We start from the raw sequence: 15,882 nt of genomic DNA, 5'->3' as shown, positions 1-15,882 counted from the left end.
CTCGCTTTAAAGAGTGCCTTTGGTCGACGGAATCTGCCCCACCGCGCGTTCATCGAGTTCGACTGCCATGCGCAACGCCCGGCCGAACGCCTTGAAGACCGTTTCCATCTGATGATGCGCGTTCGCGCCGCGCAAATTGTCGATATGGAGCGTCACCTTCGCATGATTGACGAAGCCGCGAAAGAATTCGCTCGCCAGATCGACATCGAACGTGCCGATGCGCGCGCGGGTGAACGGCACGTGCATGTCCAGCAGCGGCCGCCCCGAGAAGTCGACCACCACCCGCGAGAGCGCCTCGTCGAGCGGTACGTAGGCGTGGCCGTAGCGGCGAATACCCTTTTTGTCGCCGACCGCCTGGGCGAAAGCCATGCCGAGCGTGATACCCGTGTCTTCGACCGTGTGATGATCGTCGATATGGAGGTCGCCCTGCGCCTCGACCTCGAGATCGATCAAGCCGTGACGGGCGATCTGGTCGAGCATGTGGTCGAGAAACGGCACGCCGGTAGCGAGCTTTTGCTGACCGGTACCGTCCAAATTGACCTTGACACGGATCTGCGTTTCGCTGGTATTGCGAACGACTTCCGCTACGCGCATGGAAAACCTCGAATCTGACTGCAAAGGGTGTGGGGCGAAATGTGCCGGCCGCCGTACGCCCAGGGCGACGACGGCACGAATTTTCAGTAGTTACTTCAATATGAGCTTGAGTGCGGCCAGCATTTGGGCATTCTCTTCGGGCGTACCCACGGTCAAACGCACACAATCGGTCAGCAACGGGTGCATTTTACCCACGTTTTTGATTAAAACCCGCGCGGCCAGCAGCGTTTCGAACACCGCGTCCGCGTCGGGCACCCGCACGAGCAGAAAATTGCCTGCACTCGGGAACACGGTCGTACCCGGCAGCGCTGCGATGGCCTGCGCCAGAGTCTCGCGCTCGGCACGCAACCGGGCGGCCTGGACTTCCAGCACATCCTCGACATGATCGAGCATGAATTCGGCCGCCGCCTGCGTCAGGACATTGACGTTATACGGCGGGCGAACCTTGTCGAGCTCGTCGAGCCAGGCGGGCGAGCCCACCAGATAGCCGAGCCGGATTCCCGCGAGCCCGAGTTTCGACACGGTGCGCATGACCACGACGTTGTCGAACTGCAGTACGCGCGAAAGCCAGCTTTTCTGGGCAAACGGCTGGTAGGCCTCGTCGATGACGACGAGGCTTTGGGTGGCCGCCGCGATGATCCGCTCGATATCGGCGTCCGGGTACAGCGTGCCGGTGGGGTTGTTCGGATAGGCCAGGTAGACGATGGCCGGCGCGTGCTCGGCGATCGCGGCCAGCATTGCGTCGGTATCGAGCGTCAGATCGGGCCGGTGCGGCACGCCGACGAATTCGAGTTGCGCGAATTTCGCCGACATCTGATACATGACGAAGCCGGGCACGGGCGCCAACAGCTTCGCGCCCGGCTTCGCACAGGCGACGGCGATCATGCTGATGATCTCGTCCGAGCCGTTGCCGAGCAACACGGTGCTGCCCGCGGGCGCACCCATTACCCGCTTCAGTTTTTCGATGAGCGCGGCCGGACGCGGCGCCGGATAGCGATTGAGCGCCACGCCCGCGAGGCGTTCGCCGAGCTCCGTGGCGAGCGCCTCGGGCAGCGTGAACGGATTTTCCATCGCATCGAGCTTGACGAGCCCCGTTGCATCGGGAACGGGATAGCTCGTCATACCCAGCACGTCGGGGCGGATGATGTCTTGCGGTCGGGTCATGGTCGTCGCTCTCAGCCGGTTTGCTTCATGCGGTATTCGGCGCTCTTGGCATGCGCCGGCAGCCCTTCCCCATAGGCGAGTTCCGCCGCGATCTCGCCCAGCGTTTGCGCCCCCTCGGCACTGACTTCGATCACGCTCGAGCGCTTGAAAAAGTCGTAGACGCCGAGCGGCGACGAAAATCTCGCGGTACGCGAGGTCGGGAGCACGTGATTCGGGCCGGCGCAGTAATCGCCGAGGCTCTCGCTCGTGAAGCGGCCGATGAAGATCGCTCCGGCATGACGGATTTCGTTCGCCCACTGCTGTGCCTCGAGCGCCGAAATCTCGAGGTGCTCCGGCGCGATCCGGTTCGCGATCGCGCAGGCCTCGGCCATGTCGCGCACCTTGACGAGCGCGCCACGGTCTTCGAGCGAACGCTGAATCACGTCGCGGCGCGGCATCGTCGGCAAGAGCTCGGCAATCGCCTCCTCCACGCGCGCGATGAATGCTTTGTCCGGGCACAGCAGGATCGACTGTGCGAGCTCGTCGTGCTCGGCCTGCGAGAAAAGATCCATCGCGATCCACCGAGGATCCGTCGTTCCGTCGCACAGCACGAGGATCTCCGACGGGCCGGCGATCATGTCGATGCCCACCGTGCCGAACACGCGTCGTTTGGCCGACGCCACGTACGCGTTGCCGGGACCGCAGATCTTGTCGACGGCAGGCACCGTCTGAGTTCCGTATGCAAGCGCACCGATCGCTTGCGCGCCGCCGATCGTGAAGACGCGATCGACTCCGCCCAAGAGCGCAGCCGCCAGCACGAGCGGGTTTTGCACGCCGTCGGGGGTCGGCACGACCATGACGATCTCGCGTACGCCGGCCACGCGCGCCGGCACGGCGTTCATCAGCACGGACGACGGATAGGCGGCCTTGCCGCCCGGCACATAGATGCCGGCACGATCGAGCGGCGTGACTTTCTGACCGAGCACCGTGCCGTCGGCTTCCGTGTATTGCCAGCTATGGCTGCCGCATTCGATCTTCTGCTTCTCGTGGTAGCCGCGCACGCGCGCGGCCGCCGCTTCGAGCGCGGCACGCTGTTTCGGCTGGAGGCTCTCCAGCGCCGCCTCGAGCGCGGCCGGGGGCAGCTCCAACGCTGCCACACTGGTGGCGTCGAGCCGATCGAAGCGGTTGGTGTACTCGAGCACGGCTTCGTCGCCGCGCGCTTTCACGTCGGCGAGAATCTGTGCAACCGAGCGCTCGATCGCGTCATCCTCGCTCGCCTCGAAGGCGAGCACCGCCGCGAGCGTCGCGTCGAAATCGGCGGCGCTCGAATCGAGTTTGCGAATCTTCAAAGACATGCTGGTATCCGTTCGGTAAGGCGCGCGTTGCCAAGTCGGCTCGTCGCACCGCTTACGCGGGCGCCGTGCCTCGTTTCGACGCGCGTTCGAACGCGTCGAGAAACGGCTTGAGCGCCGCGCGCTTGAGCTTGAGCGCCGCCTGGTTCACCACGAGGCGCGAGGAGATCTCCATGATTTCCTCGACCTCGACGAGATTGTTCGCGCGCAGCGTTCCGCCCGAGCTGACGAGGTCGACGATCGCATCGGCCAGCCCGACGAGCGGCGCGAGTTCCATCGAGCCGTAGAGCTTGATCAGATCGACGTGCACGCCTTTCGCCGCGAAATGCTCGCGGGCCGTTTGCACGTACTTCGTCGCCACGCGCAGACGGGCGCCCTGGCGCACCGCGTTCGCGTAATCGAAGCCAGCCTTCACGGCGACCGACATGCGGCAACGCGCGATGTTCAGATCGATCGGCTGGTACAAACCGCCGCCGCCGTGCTCGAGCAGCACATCCTTGCCCGCGACGCCGAAATCGGCTGCGCCGTACTCGACGTAGGTCGGCACGTCGGTCGCGCGCACGATGATGACGCGCAAGTTGCCGGCGCTCGTCGGCAGGATCAGCTTGCGCGAAGTCTCGGGGTCTTCCGATACCTCGACGCCGGCTGCCGCCAGGAGCGGCATCGTCTCTTCGAAAATGCGCCCCTTCGAGAGCGCGAGCGTCAACGGTTGGGCACTCATGCGCGAGCTCCAGAATGCGCAGGAACGCGGCGCACGTTCGCGCCGATGCGCGTGAGTTTGTCCTCCATCCGGTCGTAGCCCCGATCGAGATGGTAGATGCGCTCGACGATGGTCTCGCCTTGTGCCGTCAAGCCGGCGATCACGAGGCTCGCCGAAGCCCGCAGGTCGGTGGCCATGACCGTCGCGCCCGACAGTTCGGGCACGCCAGTGACGAGCGCCGTATTGCCGTCGACGGCGATATGCGCGCCGAGGCGGTTCAACTCTTGCACGTGCATGAAGCGGTTTTCGAAGATCGTCTCGATGACTTGCGCACTGCCTTCGGCAATTGCATTGAGCGCCATGAACTGAGCCTGCATATCGGTCGGGAAGGCCGGGTACTCCGACGTGCGCACGCTGACGGCGCTCGGGCGCCCGTCCATCCGGACGCGCAGCCAGTCGTCGCCCTCTTCGATCGTCACGCCGGCCTCACGCAGTTTGGCTGTGACCGCATCGAGCGTACTCGGGCGCACGTCGCGCAGCATGACATCGCCCCCCGCCGCCGCGACGGCGCACAGGAACGTGCCGGCTTCGATCCGGTCGGGAATCACCGCGTGACGCGCGCCATGCAGCTTCTCGACGCCCTGGATCACGAGACGATCGGTACCGATGCCGTCGATCTTCGCTCCCATCGCCACGAGCAGATGCGCCAAATCGCCGACCTCGGGTTCGCGCGCGGCGTTTTCGAGGATCGTTTCGCCGTCGGCCAGCACGGCCGCCATCAGCAGATTTTCCGTTCCGGTCACCGTGATCATGTCGGTCACGATGTGCGCGCCCTTCAACCGGCGCGCCCGCGCCTCGATGTAGCCATGCTCGATGCTGATGTCGGCGCCCATCGCCTGCAAGCCCTTGATATGCTGATCGACCGGCCGCGCACCGATGGCGCAGCCGCCCGGCAGCGACACTTTCGCCGTGCCGAAGCGGGCCACGAGCGGCCCCAGCACGAGAATCGACGCGCGCATCGTTTTCACGAGCTCGTAAGGCGCGACCGGATTGTCGACGTGCGTAGCATCGAGCGACACCGTGCCGCCCGATAGGCGGGCCCGAACGCCCATCTGTTCGAGCAGCGTCAGCGTCGTGCGGACATCCTTGAGGTCCGGCACGTTCGCAAGCTCGAGCGAATCGGCCGCGAGCAGGCTCGCGCAGAGAATCGGCAAGGCCGCGTTCTTGGCGCCCGACACGCTCAATTCGCCGGAAAGGCGCCGGCCGCCTTCGATCGCAAGTTTATCCATGCCGAACTGTCCCTCGCGCGCGACGCCGCTGCCGGCTGCCGCCATATCGTCTTGTGTAATGCGCACTACGTTTCCTGGATTATGCGTTTCGCCATTCCGTCGGCGTCAGCGTTTTCATGCTCAGCGCGTGGATTTCCGCCTTCATGCGCTCGCCCAGCGCCGCGTAGACGAGCTGGTGACGCTGGATCGGGCGCTTGCCCTCGAAGGCGTCCGAGACGATCGTCGCGAAAAAGTGCTGACCGTCGCCCTCGACTTCGAGGTGGGTGCAGGCCAGTCCGGCCGCGATATATTGCTTGACCTCGTCGGGTGTCGGCAACATGGTTCATGACTCCTCAATAACGCAGCTTGTAGCCGGACGCGATGAGACGCATCGCGAACGCGGCGATCAGCGCGAAGAAAACGGCGACGACGGCCAGGCACGCAAGTGGATCGATGTCGGACACGCCGAAAAAGCCGTAGCGGAAACCGTCGATCATGTAGAAAAACGGATTGAGCCGCGACACATGCCGCCAGAGCTCGGGCAGCGAATGCGTCGAGTAGAACACGCCCGAGAGAAACGTGAGCGGCATGATCAGAAAATTCTGGAACGCCGCGAGCTGATCGAACTTCTCGGCCCAGATACCGGCGATGAGGCCGAGTGTGCCGAGAATCGCCGAACCGAATGCGGCGAAGAGCACGATATAAAGCGGCGCCGCGAATGTCATCGGCACGAACCAGATCGTCACGATGAAGACGCCCGCCCCGACGGCGAGTCCACGCACGACGGATGCAAGCACATAGGCGCCGAATATCTCCCAGTGCGTGAGCGGCGGCAGCAGCACGAACACGAGATTGCCCGTGATCTTCGACTGGATCAGCGACGACGAGCTGTTGGCAAACGCGTTTTGCAGCACGCTCATCATGACGAGCCCCGGAATCAGAAAGCTCGTATATTCGACGCCGGGATAGACCTCGACACGTCCGCGCAACGCATGGCCGAAGATCGTCAGATAGAGCAACGCCGTGACGATGGGCGCGAGCACCGTCTGGAACGAGACCTTCCAGAAACGCAGAATCTCTTTGTAAAAGAGCGTGCGAAAGCCGGTCATGCCGCGAGCCTGAGTGTGGGGATACATCATGCCAGTCCCTCCACCAGTTCGGGACCGCTCATCAATTGGACGAAAACGTCCTCCAGGTCCGCCTTGCGTACGTCGATTTCGTCGAACGCGCACCCTTGCTCGCGACAGCGCGCGAGAATGGGCTCCACATCGTCATAGCTCGCGAGCCGCAACAGATGCTCGCGCGCACCTGGCGGCGTCGCGTCGACCTCGAGCGCGCGCAGCTCCGCCGGCAACACCCCCGCGGACAAGCGCAGAAAAAGCTGCATGCCGGCGAAACGCGCGAGCAGGTCGCGCGTGCGATCGAGCGCCACGACTTCCCCGCGGCGCAGCATCGCAATGCGGCCGCACAGCGACTCGGCTTCTTCCAGATAGTGAGTCGTCAGCACGATCGTGTGCCCTTCGCGGTTCAACCGCGAAATGAATTTCCAGAGCGTTTGTCGCAGCTCGACGTCGACACCGGCCGTGGGCTCATCCAGGACGATCACGGGCGGCCGGTGCACCAGCGCCTGCGCGACGAGCACGCGCCGCTTCATGCCGCCCGACAACGCGCGCATGTTCGCATCGGCCTTCTCGGTGAGATCGAGATTGGCCATCACCTCGTCGATCCATTCATCGTTGCGATGCAGGCCGTAGTAGCCCGATTGAATGCGCAGCGTTTCACGCACGGTGAAAAACGGATCGAACACGAGTTCCTGCGGCACGACCCCGAGCGAGCGGCGCGCGCCGCGGAAATCGGACACGACATCGTGGCCGAGCACCGAGACGCTACCTTCGTCCGCCCGAGCCAATCCGGCCAGGATGCTGATGAGCGTGGTCTTGCCTGCGCCATTCGGGCCGAGCAGGCCGAAAAATTCGCCTTCGTCGATCGTCAAGCTGACGCCCTTGAGCGCTTGCAGCGCCTTGTAGCGCTTCTTGACGTTGCGGATTTCTATCGCTGACATGGATGTGCGCGGCCTTTCGCGAGTGGCGCGCCTTTGTTTAGACGTGACTGGACCTGATCGCCGGGCTGGCGCCACGGCAGCGCCGCGTCGCATCCCGGAAAAATCCGGGCCGATCGCATACCCGAAAAAACGGTTGATTATAGGCCAAGTCGAGGCGGCTCACTTGGCGCGCGTGGCTCTGGACCGCCGGAGCATTGCGCCACGGCGGTGCCGCGACTGCGGCTCAAAGCGGTGCCGTGACGCCTTCGGGGGCCGAGCGGTGTCGCGCCGTCAGAAGCGCATCCACACCGTACACCGCGGCGAGGCTTGCCAGCCCCTGCGGCACATTGACGATCTCGAACGCGCTGCCGCGCGCCTCGGCTGCGCGCTGCCATGCGAGCAGTACCGCGAGTGCCGACGAATCGAATTCGGCGAGCGCGGCGCAGTCCACGCCCGTCGCGCCGCCCGCAATGCTCGTCAAGCCGGCCGCAAGCACGCTTTTCGCGCTCGCGTGGGTGAGCGCCGTGCCCAAGGCAAAGCGGCTCATTGGGGTGCTCACGTCGGCTGCTTGCCGGCGGCAAGCTGCTGGTTGCGCTCGGTGAGGAACTGGATCAGCCCGCTCACGCCGCTTTCGTTGATCTTCTGGGCGAACTGCTGCTGATACGCCTGAATGAGCCATGCGCCGGCAACGTTCAGATCGTAGACGCGCCAGCCCTGCGGCGTCTTGTAGAGACGATAGTCGAGCTCGACCGGCTGTCCGTTGTTGATCACCGCGCTACGCACGACGACGTCCGTATCGGTCGGCGCCGCGCGGAACGGCTTGAACTGGACCTGCTGGTCGCGGAACTGCGACAGCGCGCCCGCATAGGTGCGGATCAGCAGCATCTTGAACTGCTCGACCATCTGGTCTTGCTGCTCCGGCGTCGCTTGGCGCCACGCACGGCCCATCGCCAGTTGCGTCGTACGGCGGAAGTCCGTGTAGGGCAGGATCTGCTTGTTGACCACTTCCGTGATGCGGTTGATGTCGCCCGAGCGGATCGACTTGTCCGCGCGGATCGTATCGAGCACCTGGTTGGTGACCGTCTTGATCATGACGTCGGGCGAACTCGCATCGACGCCGCCGGCGTTCGTCTGGGCGAACGCCGCACCGGCAAACGAAAGGAGCGCCGCGAAAAGTGGAATCAGAAAGAATTTTTTCATCGTCAACCCTGATATCGAAGAAACGCTGAGGTTGGAGCCCCGCCGAATCGTGCAAGTTCAGCCCGCATCTTGCACGGCTCGGCAGGATTCATGTCGCACGGCCTCGCAAGATTCGTGTCCAAGTGTTACCGCGAAAAGTCACTTCAGACGAATCATCGGCAAGCCCGTGCGTTGCGGCGGCGGCACGTATTGCTGGCCGGGCACCGTTCCGTCACTGGGTCCACCCAGCGGCGCCGGTACCGCCGTCGCGGACGCCGCCGATGCCGCCGCGGCCGGCTGCGCGCCCGAGGCCGGTTCAGGAGCGGACGGCGCCGCAGACGAAGCCGGAGCGGGAGCGGATGCCGGCGCTGCCGCACCGGTAGCACCCGTCGCACCCGGCGTCACGGCGGCTCCGGCCCCGGGTCCAGCGGCGCCAGGCGCCGCCCCATCGTCGTCGTACTTCGGCAGCGACTGATCGTAGTTCGGCAGTTGGGCACCGTCGCCGTCGCCCCCCGTGATCAGGAAGCGCCGCCGCTGCAGATAGGCGTTGCGCACGAACGAATACTTGTCGAGCGCCGCGCCCGACAGCACGTCGACCGTCGTCAACAAATTGGCGCGCGTATTGACGAGATTCAGGCCATACAGCGCCCAACTCACCGAAGACGGCTGCACGTACGTCAGCGGATTGCCATAGTAATCGACGACGAGACCCGTTGCGTCGCGCACCGTGCTCGGTCCCAGTAACGGGAGGACGAGGTAGGGGCCCGACGGCACGCCATAATGGCCGAGCGTGATCCCGAAGTCCGCAGCATGTTTGGGCAGCTTCGCCAGCGTCGCGACATCGAACAGGCCGCCCACGCCGAACAGCGTGTTGATCGTCACCCGCATGATGTCGCCGACGCCGTCCGCGATTTTCAGCTGCAGCAACTCGTTCGCGGCGATATAGACATCGCCGATGTTCGAGAAGAAGTTCGTGACGCTCCTGCGCACCGGTTCCGGCACGACCTGCTGGTAGCCCTTCGCGACGGGCTTCAACGCATAGGTATCGAGCGTATCGTTGAATTTGAACACGCCGCGATTCACGCTCTCCAGTGGGTCGCCCGGGGTGGGCGTCTGAACCGACGCACACCCGGCGAGCATCGCCACCGCTATTGCCAGCGTCACGTTTTTGGCGCGCGTGGTCTGCATTATTGTTCTCCGTGATGATCGGTGCCGGGCGGCACATTGCCGCCCGCGTCAAAGGTTCGCGTCAACCGCCCGCTCCGGACGCCGCGGCGTTGGCCGGCGCCGTGGCGGACGATGCCGCGGGAGCTGCGGGTAAGGAGGAAGGCGCTGCCGCAGGCGCCGCGGCCGGCGCAGGTGCCGTCTTGGCACCGCCCGCATCGGCCGCCTTGCCATAGAGAAATTGGCCGATCAGATTCTCGAGCACGATGGCCGATTGCGTCATCGTGATCGTATCGCCGGCTTTCAGCATTTCGGTATCGCCGCCCGGCTCGAGGCCGAGGTACTGCTCTCCGAGCAGACCGGCTGTCTGAATCTTCGCCGACGTGTCCTTCGGAAACGCGAATTGCTTGTCGATGTCGATCGTGACGAGCGCCTGATAGGTATTCGTGTCGAAGCCGATCGACGTCACGCGCCCGACGACGACACCGGCGCTTTTCACCGGCGCGCGTACCTTGAGCCCGCCGATATTGTCGAATTTGAGCTTCACGGGGTACGTCGGCTGAAACGAGAGTGAACTCATATTGCCGGCCTTCAGCGCCAGGAACAGCAGCGCGATGAAACCGAGCACCACGAACAAACCGACCCAGAAGTCGAGAACAGTCTTTTTCATCGTCATCCCAAAAGAAGCGCGCTCGCGCAGACGCCAATTGCGCCAGCGGTGCAATATGGACTGCGTCAGTTGAACATCAACGCTGTCAGCAGAAAATCGAGTCCGAGTACGGCGAGCGAGGCGTAGACGACCGTACGGGTGGTCGCCCGCGAGACGCCTTCGGGTGTCGCTTTTGCCTCATAGCCTTGAAAAAGCGCGATGAATGTGACGGCGAAGCCGAACACCACGCTTTTGATGACGCCGTTGCCGACGTCCGCCCAGACCTCCACCCCGCCTTGCATCTGCGACCAGAAGGCGCCCGAATCGACGCCGATCATCAGCACACCTACGACATAGCCGCCGAAAATGCCGACGGCGCTGAAGATCGCGGCGAGTATCGGCATGGCGATGATGCCCGCCCACATGCGCGGCGCAACGACGTTCGCGAGTGGATCGATGGCCATCATTTCAAGCGCTGTCAGCTGCTCACCCGCCTTCATGAGACCGATTTCCGCCGTCAGCGAGGTGCCCGCGCGCCCGGCAAACAACAGCGCCGTAACGACGGGACCCAGTTCGCGCACCAGCGACAGCGCGACGAGCAGTCCGAGCGCCTGCTCGGAACCATAGCGATTGAGCGTGTAGTAGCCCTGCAGGCCCAGCACGAAGCCGACGAAGAGCCCGGAAACCCCGATGATGACGAGCGAATAATTGCCGACGAACAGAATCTGCTTGATGACGAGGTTGGGCCGGCGCACGAGCGCGAAAAACTCGAGCACGAGGCGAACGAACATGCGGGTTGCATAACCGGTGCGCGCGATGCCCGCGAGCACCCAGTGCCCCAACGTTCCGATTGCACCGATCATGCGCGTCCTCCGCCGAGGCCGAAATCCGCTTCGAGCGGCGTTTGCGTCGGATAGTGAAAGCGAAACGGGCCGTCGGGCGCACCGTCGATGAACTGCCGCACCGAGGGGTCGACCGATTCCCGCAACTCGGCCGGCGTGCCTTCGGCAAGCACCGCGCCGTTCGACAGAAAGTAGACGTAATCGGCAATGGCGAACGACTCGGGGACATCGTGCGTCACGAGAATCGACGTGGCACCGAGCGCCCGGTTCAACGTACGGATGAGATTGGCCGTGATGCCGAGCGAAATCGGGTCAAGGCCGGCGAACGGCTCGTCGTACATCATCAACTCCGGATCCAGCGCGATTGCGCGCGCAAGCGCCACGCGCCGCGCCATGCCGCCCGAAATCTGCGATGGCGCGAGATCGCGTGCGCCGCGCAGGCCCACAGCGTTGAGCTTCATGAGAACCAGATCGCGAATCAACGCTTCGGGCAGATCGGTGTGCTCGCGCAGCGCGAACGCGACGTTTTCGAACACCGACATATCGGTGAAAAGCGCACCGAATTGGAACAGCATGCCCATCTTGCGGCGCAAGGCGTAAAGCCCTTCCCGGCTCTCTTTGCCCATGTCCCGCCCGTGGAACAGCACCTCGCCCCGGCGGGCACGCTCGAGCCCGCCGATCAGGCGCAGCACGGTCGTCTTGCCGCAGCCCGAGCCGCCCATGACGGCGACCACCTGGCCGCGCATGAAGCGCATGTTCAGGTTCGCAAGGACGAGACGATCCTCGTCATAGCCGAAATCGACGTTACGCAGCTCGAGAATGGGCTCAGCGGATGTAGGCGGCACGAAGCGGCGGCTCCTTTTACGCGGAAGCGGAATTATAGGGCCTCAGCGAGAACGTTGCCGTGACAGCCAACTTTCCAAGTGCAAAACTCTCACCGGTCCGCAAAAATTCGCTCGAGCGCGGCCACGGCCTCGGCCGGGTCGGGCGCCCCCGTCACGGCGCTCACGACGGCCGCGCTGCCCACGCCCGTCTCCAGCACGGCCGCAAGTGTGTCGAGCGTGATGCCGCCGATCGCCACGAGGGGCACCTTTTGGCCGATCAGCCGCGCGTAGCGCGCCAGCCGCGCAAGGCCCTGCGGCGCGCTCGGCAAGGTCTTCGTCGCCGTCGGGAAAACCGCGCCGACGGCCAGGTAGCTTGGCGCATAGTGCAGCGCGCGCAGTATTTCGTAGTAGCCGTGCGTCGACAGGCCGAGCCGCAGACCGGCCGCCGCGATGGCGCCCAGCTCGGCCGTATCGAGATCCTCCTGCCCCAGATGCACGCCGTACGCGCCCGCGTCGATCGCCTCGCGCCAGTAGTCGTTGATGAAAACGCGCGCGCCGTGACGCCGTCCCGCTTCGACGCTCTTTGCGATCTCATTGGCGAGCCGCGCCGGTGCGACATCCTTGACCCGCAACTGGACGGTGCGCACACCGAGGGCCGCGACGCGCTCCACCCAGTCGGCACTCGGCACGATCGCATACAGGCCGAGCCGCGACGGGCAATCCGGGAAGCGCTGCGGCGGCGCGCACGGCAGCGTGCGAATGCGCGGAAAACGGTCGAGTTGGTCGGGCCACGCATCATCGCCGCGTGTTTCGTCGCCGTCGCGCCAGGCCATGGCCAATACAAGCGCGTCGTGCGGTGCGAAGCCGCAATCGAGGAAGCTGGCCAGCGCGGCCAGCCAGTCTTCGGCGAGGGTGCCCGAGAGCGGATAGCGCGCCTCGCCCAACACTAAACAGGCGCCATCGGCCGACGTTTCGATCACCCCTGCGCCGGCAGCGAGCCACGCGGACTGGGCCGGCACAGCGCCGCTTTCGTCCATCGCGGCGACGATCAAATCGCCCGCGCTGGGCGCATCGGGCGGCGTCAGACAGATCCGCCAGAGTGCCTCCCCGCGTGGCCATTCGCCGAGGCGGGCGCGGATACGCTCGGCCGCTTCGACCAGTTCGTCGGCGGGGGGCCAGAAGATTTCACGATCCGCGAACGCAAGCGTACGGCTCATATACGATGCCTCAGCCTTGATCCTGGTGCCAGAACGGCATGCCGACCACCGGCGTGCTCGCCTGCGCGCTATCGCGCTCGTCCATCGGACCGGCGAGATAAGCAGCCCGCCCGGCCTCGGCGGCCATCGCGAATGCGCGCGCCATGACGGCCGGCTCGGTCGCCTGCGAGACAGCGGTATTGAGCAGCACACCGTCGAAGCCCCATTCCATGACCTGGCACGCGTGCGACGGCACGCCGAGTCCCGCATCGACGATGAGCGGCACGTCCTGCAGGCGCTGACGCAGCGTGCGGAGCCCATAAGGATTGACGATGCCCTTGCCCGTTCCGATCGGGGCGCCCCACGGCATCAACGCCTCGCAGCCCGCATCGATCAGACGCCGGGCGATGACCAGGTCCTCCGTGCAGTACGGCAGCACCTTGAAGCCGTCCTTCACGAGCCGGCCCGCGGCTTCGATCAGTGCCAGCGGGTCGGGCTGCAGCGTGTAGTCGTCGCCGATCACCTCGAGCTTGATCCAATCCGTTTCGAAGACCTCGCGGGCCATGTGGGCCGTCGTCACCGCTTCGTCGACAGTCTGGCAGCCGGCTGTATTCGGCAGCAGCGGCACGGCGTGGCGCTTGAGCAAATCGAAAAAGCCGGCCTCGGCCGTCTCGGCCTGCATCTGGCGGCGCAGCGCCACGGTCACCATGCCCGGTCGCGCGGCCTCGATCGAATCGGACAGCGCGCGCAGCGATGGATAGCGCGACGTACCTAGCAGCACGCGGCTGGCAAAGGGGGTGCCGTAGAGCGTGAGCGAATCGGCAGCGGGAGCGGAAGTCATCGCGGAAATCCTCAAGACGTTGGAAGCGTTGGCGGTAAAAGCGGCTCAGCCGCCCGCGACCGGATGAACGATATCGAGCTTGTCGCCGGCGTTGAGCGCGCGCTCGGGATGCTGCGCGCGTGCGACGAACTGTCCGTTGAGCGCCACGGCGAACGGCGGCCGCGCGCCGAACGCGGCGAGCGCATCGGCCACGGTCGCGCCGTCGGGAAGCGAAAGAGACTTCTGATTGATCTGGATTTCCATGATTCGAATGATTTCGCTGTGTAGTGTTCGGTGCTAAGCGGTGCTTATGGGCCCGCGTATTCGTGCTCGTGGCAAGGCGCAAACCGCAGCGATGCCTGGTGGCATCGCGAGGATTTGCAACGCCGCCACGGGCGCGAAGACGCGGCGCCATCAGTGCCGATTAGCGCCGAACACTGCACGATGAGGCGGGCGTCATCGCGCCCAGTTCGCAAGCGCCGTGCGCGCGCTCGCCCGCCAGATGCAGCATCGGTGCCCAGCGCGCTTCGCTGCGCCACTGCGCAAAGTCTTGTGCATCGGCGATCCGGCGTGTCAGCAGCGCGGCGGCAAGCGCAGCCGCCGCGCCCGCCACTTCGGGCGCGATCATGTAGCCGTGCCGGTAAAGACCGTTGACGGCGAGCGTCGCGGCACCGTCCCAGACGATCGACGGGCGGTGATCGGGCAGCGTGGGACGGCACTGCGTGTTCAGTTCGAGGATGCGCGCCTCGCCGAAACCCGGATGCACGGCGAACGCCGCGCTCAGCAGCTCGAGCGCGGAGCGTACGCTCATCGGCGAGCGGTCCTCGCCTTCGATTTCAGTGGCGCCGATCACGAACAGGCCATGCTCTTTCGGCGCAATGTAGATCGGATAGCGCGGATGCAGCATGCGAACGGGCCGTGTCAGTGCGATACCGGGCGCATGGACTCGCGCCACCTCCCCGCGAATGCCGCGCAGCGAGGGCAAGACTGCCTTCGCGCCAAGCCCCCGGCAATCGATCGTCACGCCCGCCGGCGGCCGCGACTCATCGTCGACGACCGTATTCCAGTGCGCGTCGACCCCGCGCTCCGCAAGACCCGCCGCCAGTGCGGCGAGCGTCTGGCGGTTGTCGAGTTGGCCTTCGTCGGGCAGCAACAGACCCTGAGCGAACCGTCCGGCCAGCGCCGGCTCGGCTGCCGAGAGCTGCGCCGCATCGAGCGCCGTCACATGGCTGCCGGACGCGAGCGTGCCCGGCGCATTGGCCTGCAAGCGCCGCTCGAGCAGCGCCGCTTCGGCGCGGTCGTTGCGGTGCCAGACCACGAGTGTGCCGTTGCGCTGGAAGAAGACGGGCGCCGGCAGCGCGGCGAGAACCCGCGGCCATGCGTCGAGCGAGGCTTGGCCGAGCTCGACGATGAGCGGCTCCGCGCTCGCCGCTTCCGCCAACGGCGCCAGCATGGCGGCGGCGACCCAGGCCGCCGAAGCCGTGCCCGCCGCGTCGCCGCGCTCGTAGAGCGCGACGCGGTATCCGTCGCCCGCGAGTTGCCAGGCCACGAGCCGGCCCACGAGTCCGCCGCCGAGCACGGCGACATCGGGCATGGGTGAAACTACGATTGAAGATTGAGCGGTCATCGGATCGATCCTTTCCGTACGACGAACTGCGCGTACCCAAGGACGAAACCGGCGGGTGAGGCCGGCCGGCGGCATCGGTGCGTCCGATGCTTCCGGCGGAGAAAGAGATGCGCGATACGGACATCCCACGCCAAAGCGTATTCCTGAAACTTCCCGCGCCGGTATTACCCGGATCGGGTGCGAAGGGTCTCTCTCAGCCTCGCCATGAAACGGTCCCACCTACCGGGACCCTATCCACTTCCAGCGAAGCACCCCTGTTTCGTCGCGCCCATTAGACCATAAAAGCGCGAGCGGCCGCAAACGAGGCGCAGCGACGCAGTGCCGCGAGCGAGCCCTTTTTGTGAGCGCCCAAGCTGCGCGAAAGGTCCGCTCACCGCTCTCTGGCACAATGTCCGATCGCGGCATGCCGTGGCGCGCTGCAGTCGATCGGCGCAAGGCAGGCGTTCGCACGCCGTGACGCACCGCACGACGCACCGCGCGCCA

Annotated in this window: 18 protein-coding genes and 1 riboswitch; all 18 genes read right to left on the bottom strand. The window is 65.3% G+C overall.

Annotated features, from left to right (window positions below; all coding sequences use genetic code 11):
* Positions 1-6 precede the first annotated feature (6 nt).
* The 18 genes from hisB to GWC77_RS10710 all read right to left on the bottom strand — a co-directional run bounded on the left by hisB (position 7) and on the right by GWC77_RS10710 (position 15,399).
* Positions 7-594, bottom strand: a complete 588-nt coding sequence (hisB, locus tag GWC77_RS10795; protein WP_173256897.1) for an imidazoleglycerol-phosphate dehydratase HisB — start codon at positions 592-594, stop codon at positions 7-9.
* Positions 595-684: 90 nt separating this feature from the next.
* Positions 685-1,758, bottom strand: a complete 1,074-nt coding sequence (gene hisC, locus GWC77_RS10790; protein ID WP_173256896.1) for a histidinol-phosphate transaminase — start codon at positions 1,756-1,758, stop codon at positions 685-687.
* A gap of 11 nt (positions 1,759-1,769) precedes the next feature.
* Positions 1,770-3,092, bottom strand: coding sequence for a histidinol dehydrogenase (gene hisD, locus GWC77_RS10785; RefSeq protein ID WP_173256895.1), 1,323 nt, complete (start codon positions 3,090-3,092; stop codon positions 1,770-1,772).
* Between the two features lie 52 nt (positions 3,093-3,144).
* Positions 3,145-3,810: an ATP phosphoribosyltransferase gene (gene hisG / locus GWC77_RS10780; protein WP_173256894.1), complete on the bottom strand. Its 666-nt coding sequence runs from the start codon at positions 3,808-3,810 to the stop codon at positions 3,145-3,147.
* Positions 3,807-5,123, bottom strand: coding sequence for a UDP-N-acetylglucosamine 1-carboxyvinyltransferase (murA, locus tag GWC77_RS10775; RefSeq protein WP_254366903.1), 1,317 nt, complete (start codon positions 5,121-5,123; stop codon positions 3,807-3,809). The genes hisG and murA overlap by 4 nt, the downstream gene beginning before the upstream one ends.
* Positions 5,124-5,157: 34 nt before the next feature.
* Positions 5,158-5,397 carry a BolA family protein gene (locus tag GWC77_RS10770; protein ID WP_173256893.1) on the bottom strand — a complete coding sequence of 80 codons (240 nt, stop codon included), beginning with the start codon at positions 5,395-5,397 and terminating at the stop codon, positions 5,158-5,160.
* A gap of 13 nt (positions 5,398-5,410) precedes the next feature.
* On the bottom strand, positions 5,411-6,166 hold the full coding sequence (locus tag GWC77_RS10765; protein WP_173256920.1) for an ABC transporter permease: 756 nt from the start codon (positions 6,164-6,166) through the stop codon (positions 5,411-5,413).
* Between the two features lie 26 nt (positions 6,167-6,192).
* On the bottom strand, positions 6,193-7,119 hold the full coding sequence (locus GWC77_RS10760) for an ABC transporter ATP-binding protein (protein ID WP_173256892.1): 927 nt from the start codon (positions 7,117-7,119) through the stop codon (positions 6,193-6,195).
* Positions 7,120-7,342: 223 nt separating this feature from the next.
* A complete protein-coding gene (locus GWC77_RS10755) occupies positions 7,343-7,645 on the bottom strand; it encodes a lipid asymmetry maintenance protein MlaB (RefSeq protein WP_173256919.1) in 303 nt (100 codons plus the stop codon).
* A gap of 8 nt (positions 7,646-7,653) precedes the next feature.
* Positions 7,654-8,298: a phospholipid-binding protein MlaC gene (locus GWC77_RS10750; RefSeq protein ID WP_173256891.1), complete on the bottom strand. Its 645-nt coding sequence runs from the start codon at positions 8,296-8,298 to the stop codon at positions 7,654-7,656.
* 138 nt (positions 8,299-8,436) lie between these two features.
* Positions 8,437-9,465 carry a VacJ family lipoprotein gene (locus GWC77_RS10745; protein WP_173256890.1) on the bottom strand — a complete coding sequence of 343 codons (1,029 nt, stop codon included), beginning with the start codon at positions 9,463-9,465 and terminating at the stop codon, positions 8,437-8,439.
* 61 nt (positions 9,466-9,526) lie between these two features.
* Positions 9,527-10,117: an outer membrane lipid asymmetry maintenance protein MlaD gene (gene mlaD, locus GWC77_RS10740; RefSeq protein ID WP_173256889.1), complete on the bottom strand. Its 591-nt coding sequence runs from the start codon at positions 10,115-10,117 to the stop codon at positions 9,527-9,529.
* A 59-nt stretch (positions 10,118-10,176) separates the two neighbouring features.
* The gene (mlaE, locus tag GWC77_RS10735; protein WP_173256888.1) at positions 10,177-10,953 is read right to left on the bottom strand and encodes a lipid asymmetry maintenance ABC transporter permease subunit MlaE; all 777 of its coding nucleotides are present in this window, start codon (positions 10,951-10,953) and stop codon (positions 10,177-10,179) included.
* Positions 10,950-11,777, bottom strand: a complete 828-nt coding sequence (locus tag GWC77_RS10730) for an ABC transporter ATP-binding protein (RefSeq protein ID WP_173256887.1) — start codon at positions 11,775-11,777, stop codon at positions 10,950-10,952. Before GWC77_RS10730 ends, mlaE begins: the two co-directional genes overlap by 4 nt.
* Before the next feature lie 89 nt (positions 11,778-11,866).
* Entirely contained in the window at positions 11,867-12,973 is a 1,107-nt protein-coding gene (thiE, locus tag GWC77_RS10725; RefSeq protein WP_173256886.1) for a thiamine phosphate synthase, read from the bottom strand.
* 10 nt (positions 12,974-12,983) lie between these two features.
* Positions 12,984-13,793, bottom strand: coding sequence for a thiazole synthase (locus GWC77_RS10720; RefSeq protein WP_173256885.1), 810 nt, complete (start codon positions 13,791-13,793; stop codon positions 12,984-12,986).
* Between the two features lie 45 nt (positions 13,794-13,838).
* Positions 13,839-14,036, bottom strand: a complete 198-nt coding sequence (gene thiS, locus GWC77_RS10715) for a sulfur carrier protein ThiS (RefSeq protein ID WP_173256884.1) — start codon at positions 14,034-14,036, stop codon at positions 13,839-13,841.
* 160 nt (positions 14,037-14,196) lie between these two features.
* Positions 14,197-15,399: an FAD-dependent oxidoreductase gene (locus tag GWC77_RS10710; protein ID WP_173256883.1), complete on the bottom strand. Its 1,203-nt coding sequence runs from the start codon at positions 15,397-15,399 to the stop codon at positions 14,197-14,199.
* Positions 15,400-15,532: 133 nt separating this feature from the next.
* A riboswitch (TPP riboswitch) is annotated at positions 15,533-15,665 on the bottom strand.
* Positions 15,666-15,882: the final 217 nt, after the last annotated feature.

This window comes from Paraburkholderia sp. NMBU_R16 (assembly GCF_013282575.1).
Taxonomy (GTDB): domain Bacteria; phylum Pseudomonadota; class Gammaproteobacteria; order Burkholderiales; family Burkholderiaceae; genus Trinickia.
This window is presented reverse-complemented; position numbering and strand designations above follow the sequence as displayed.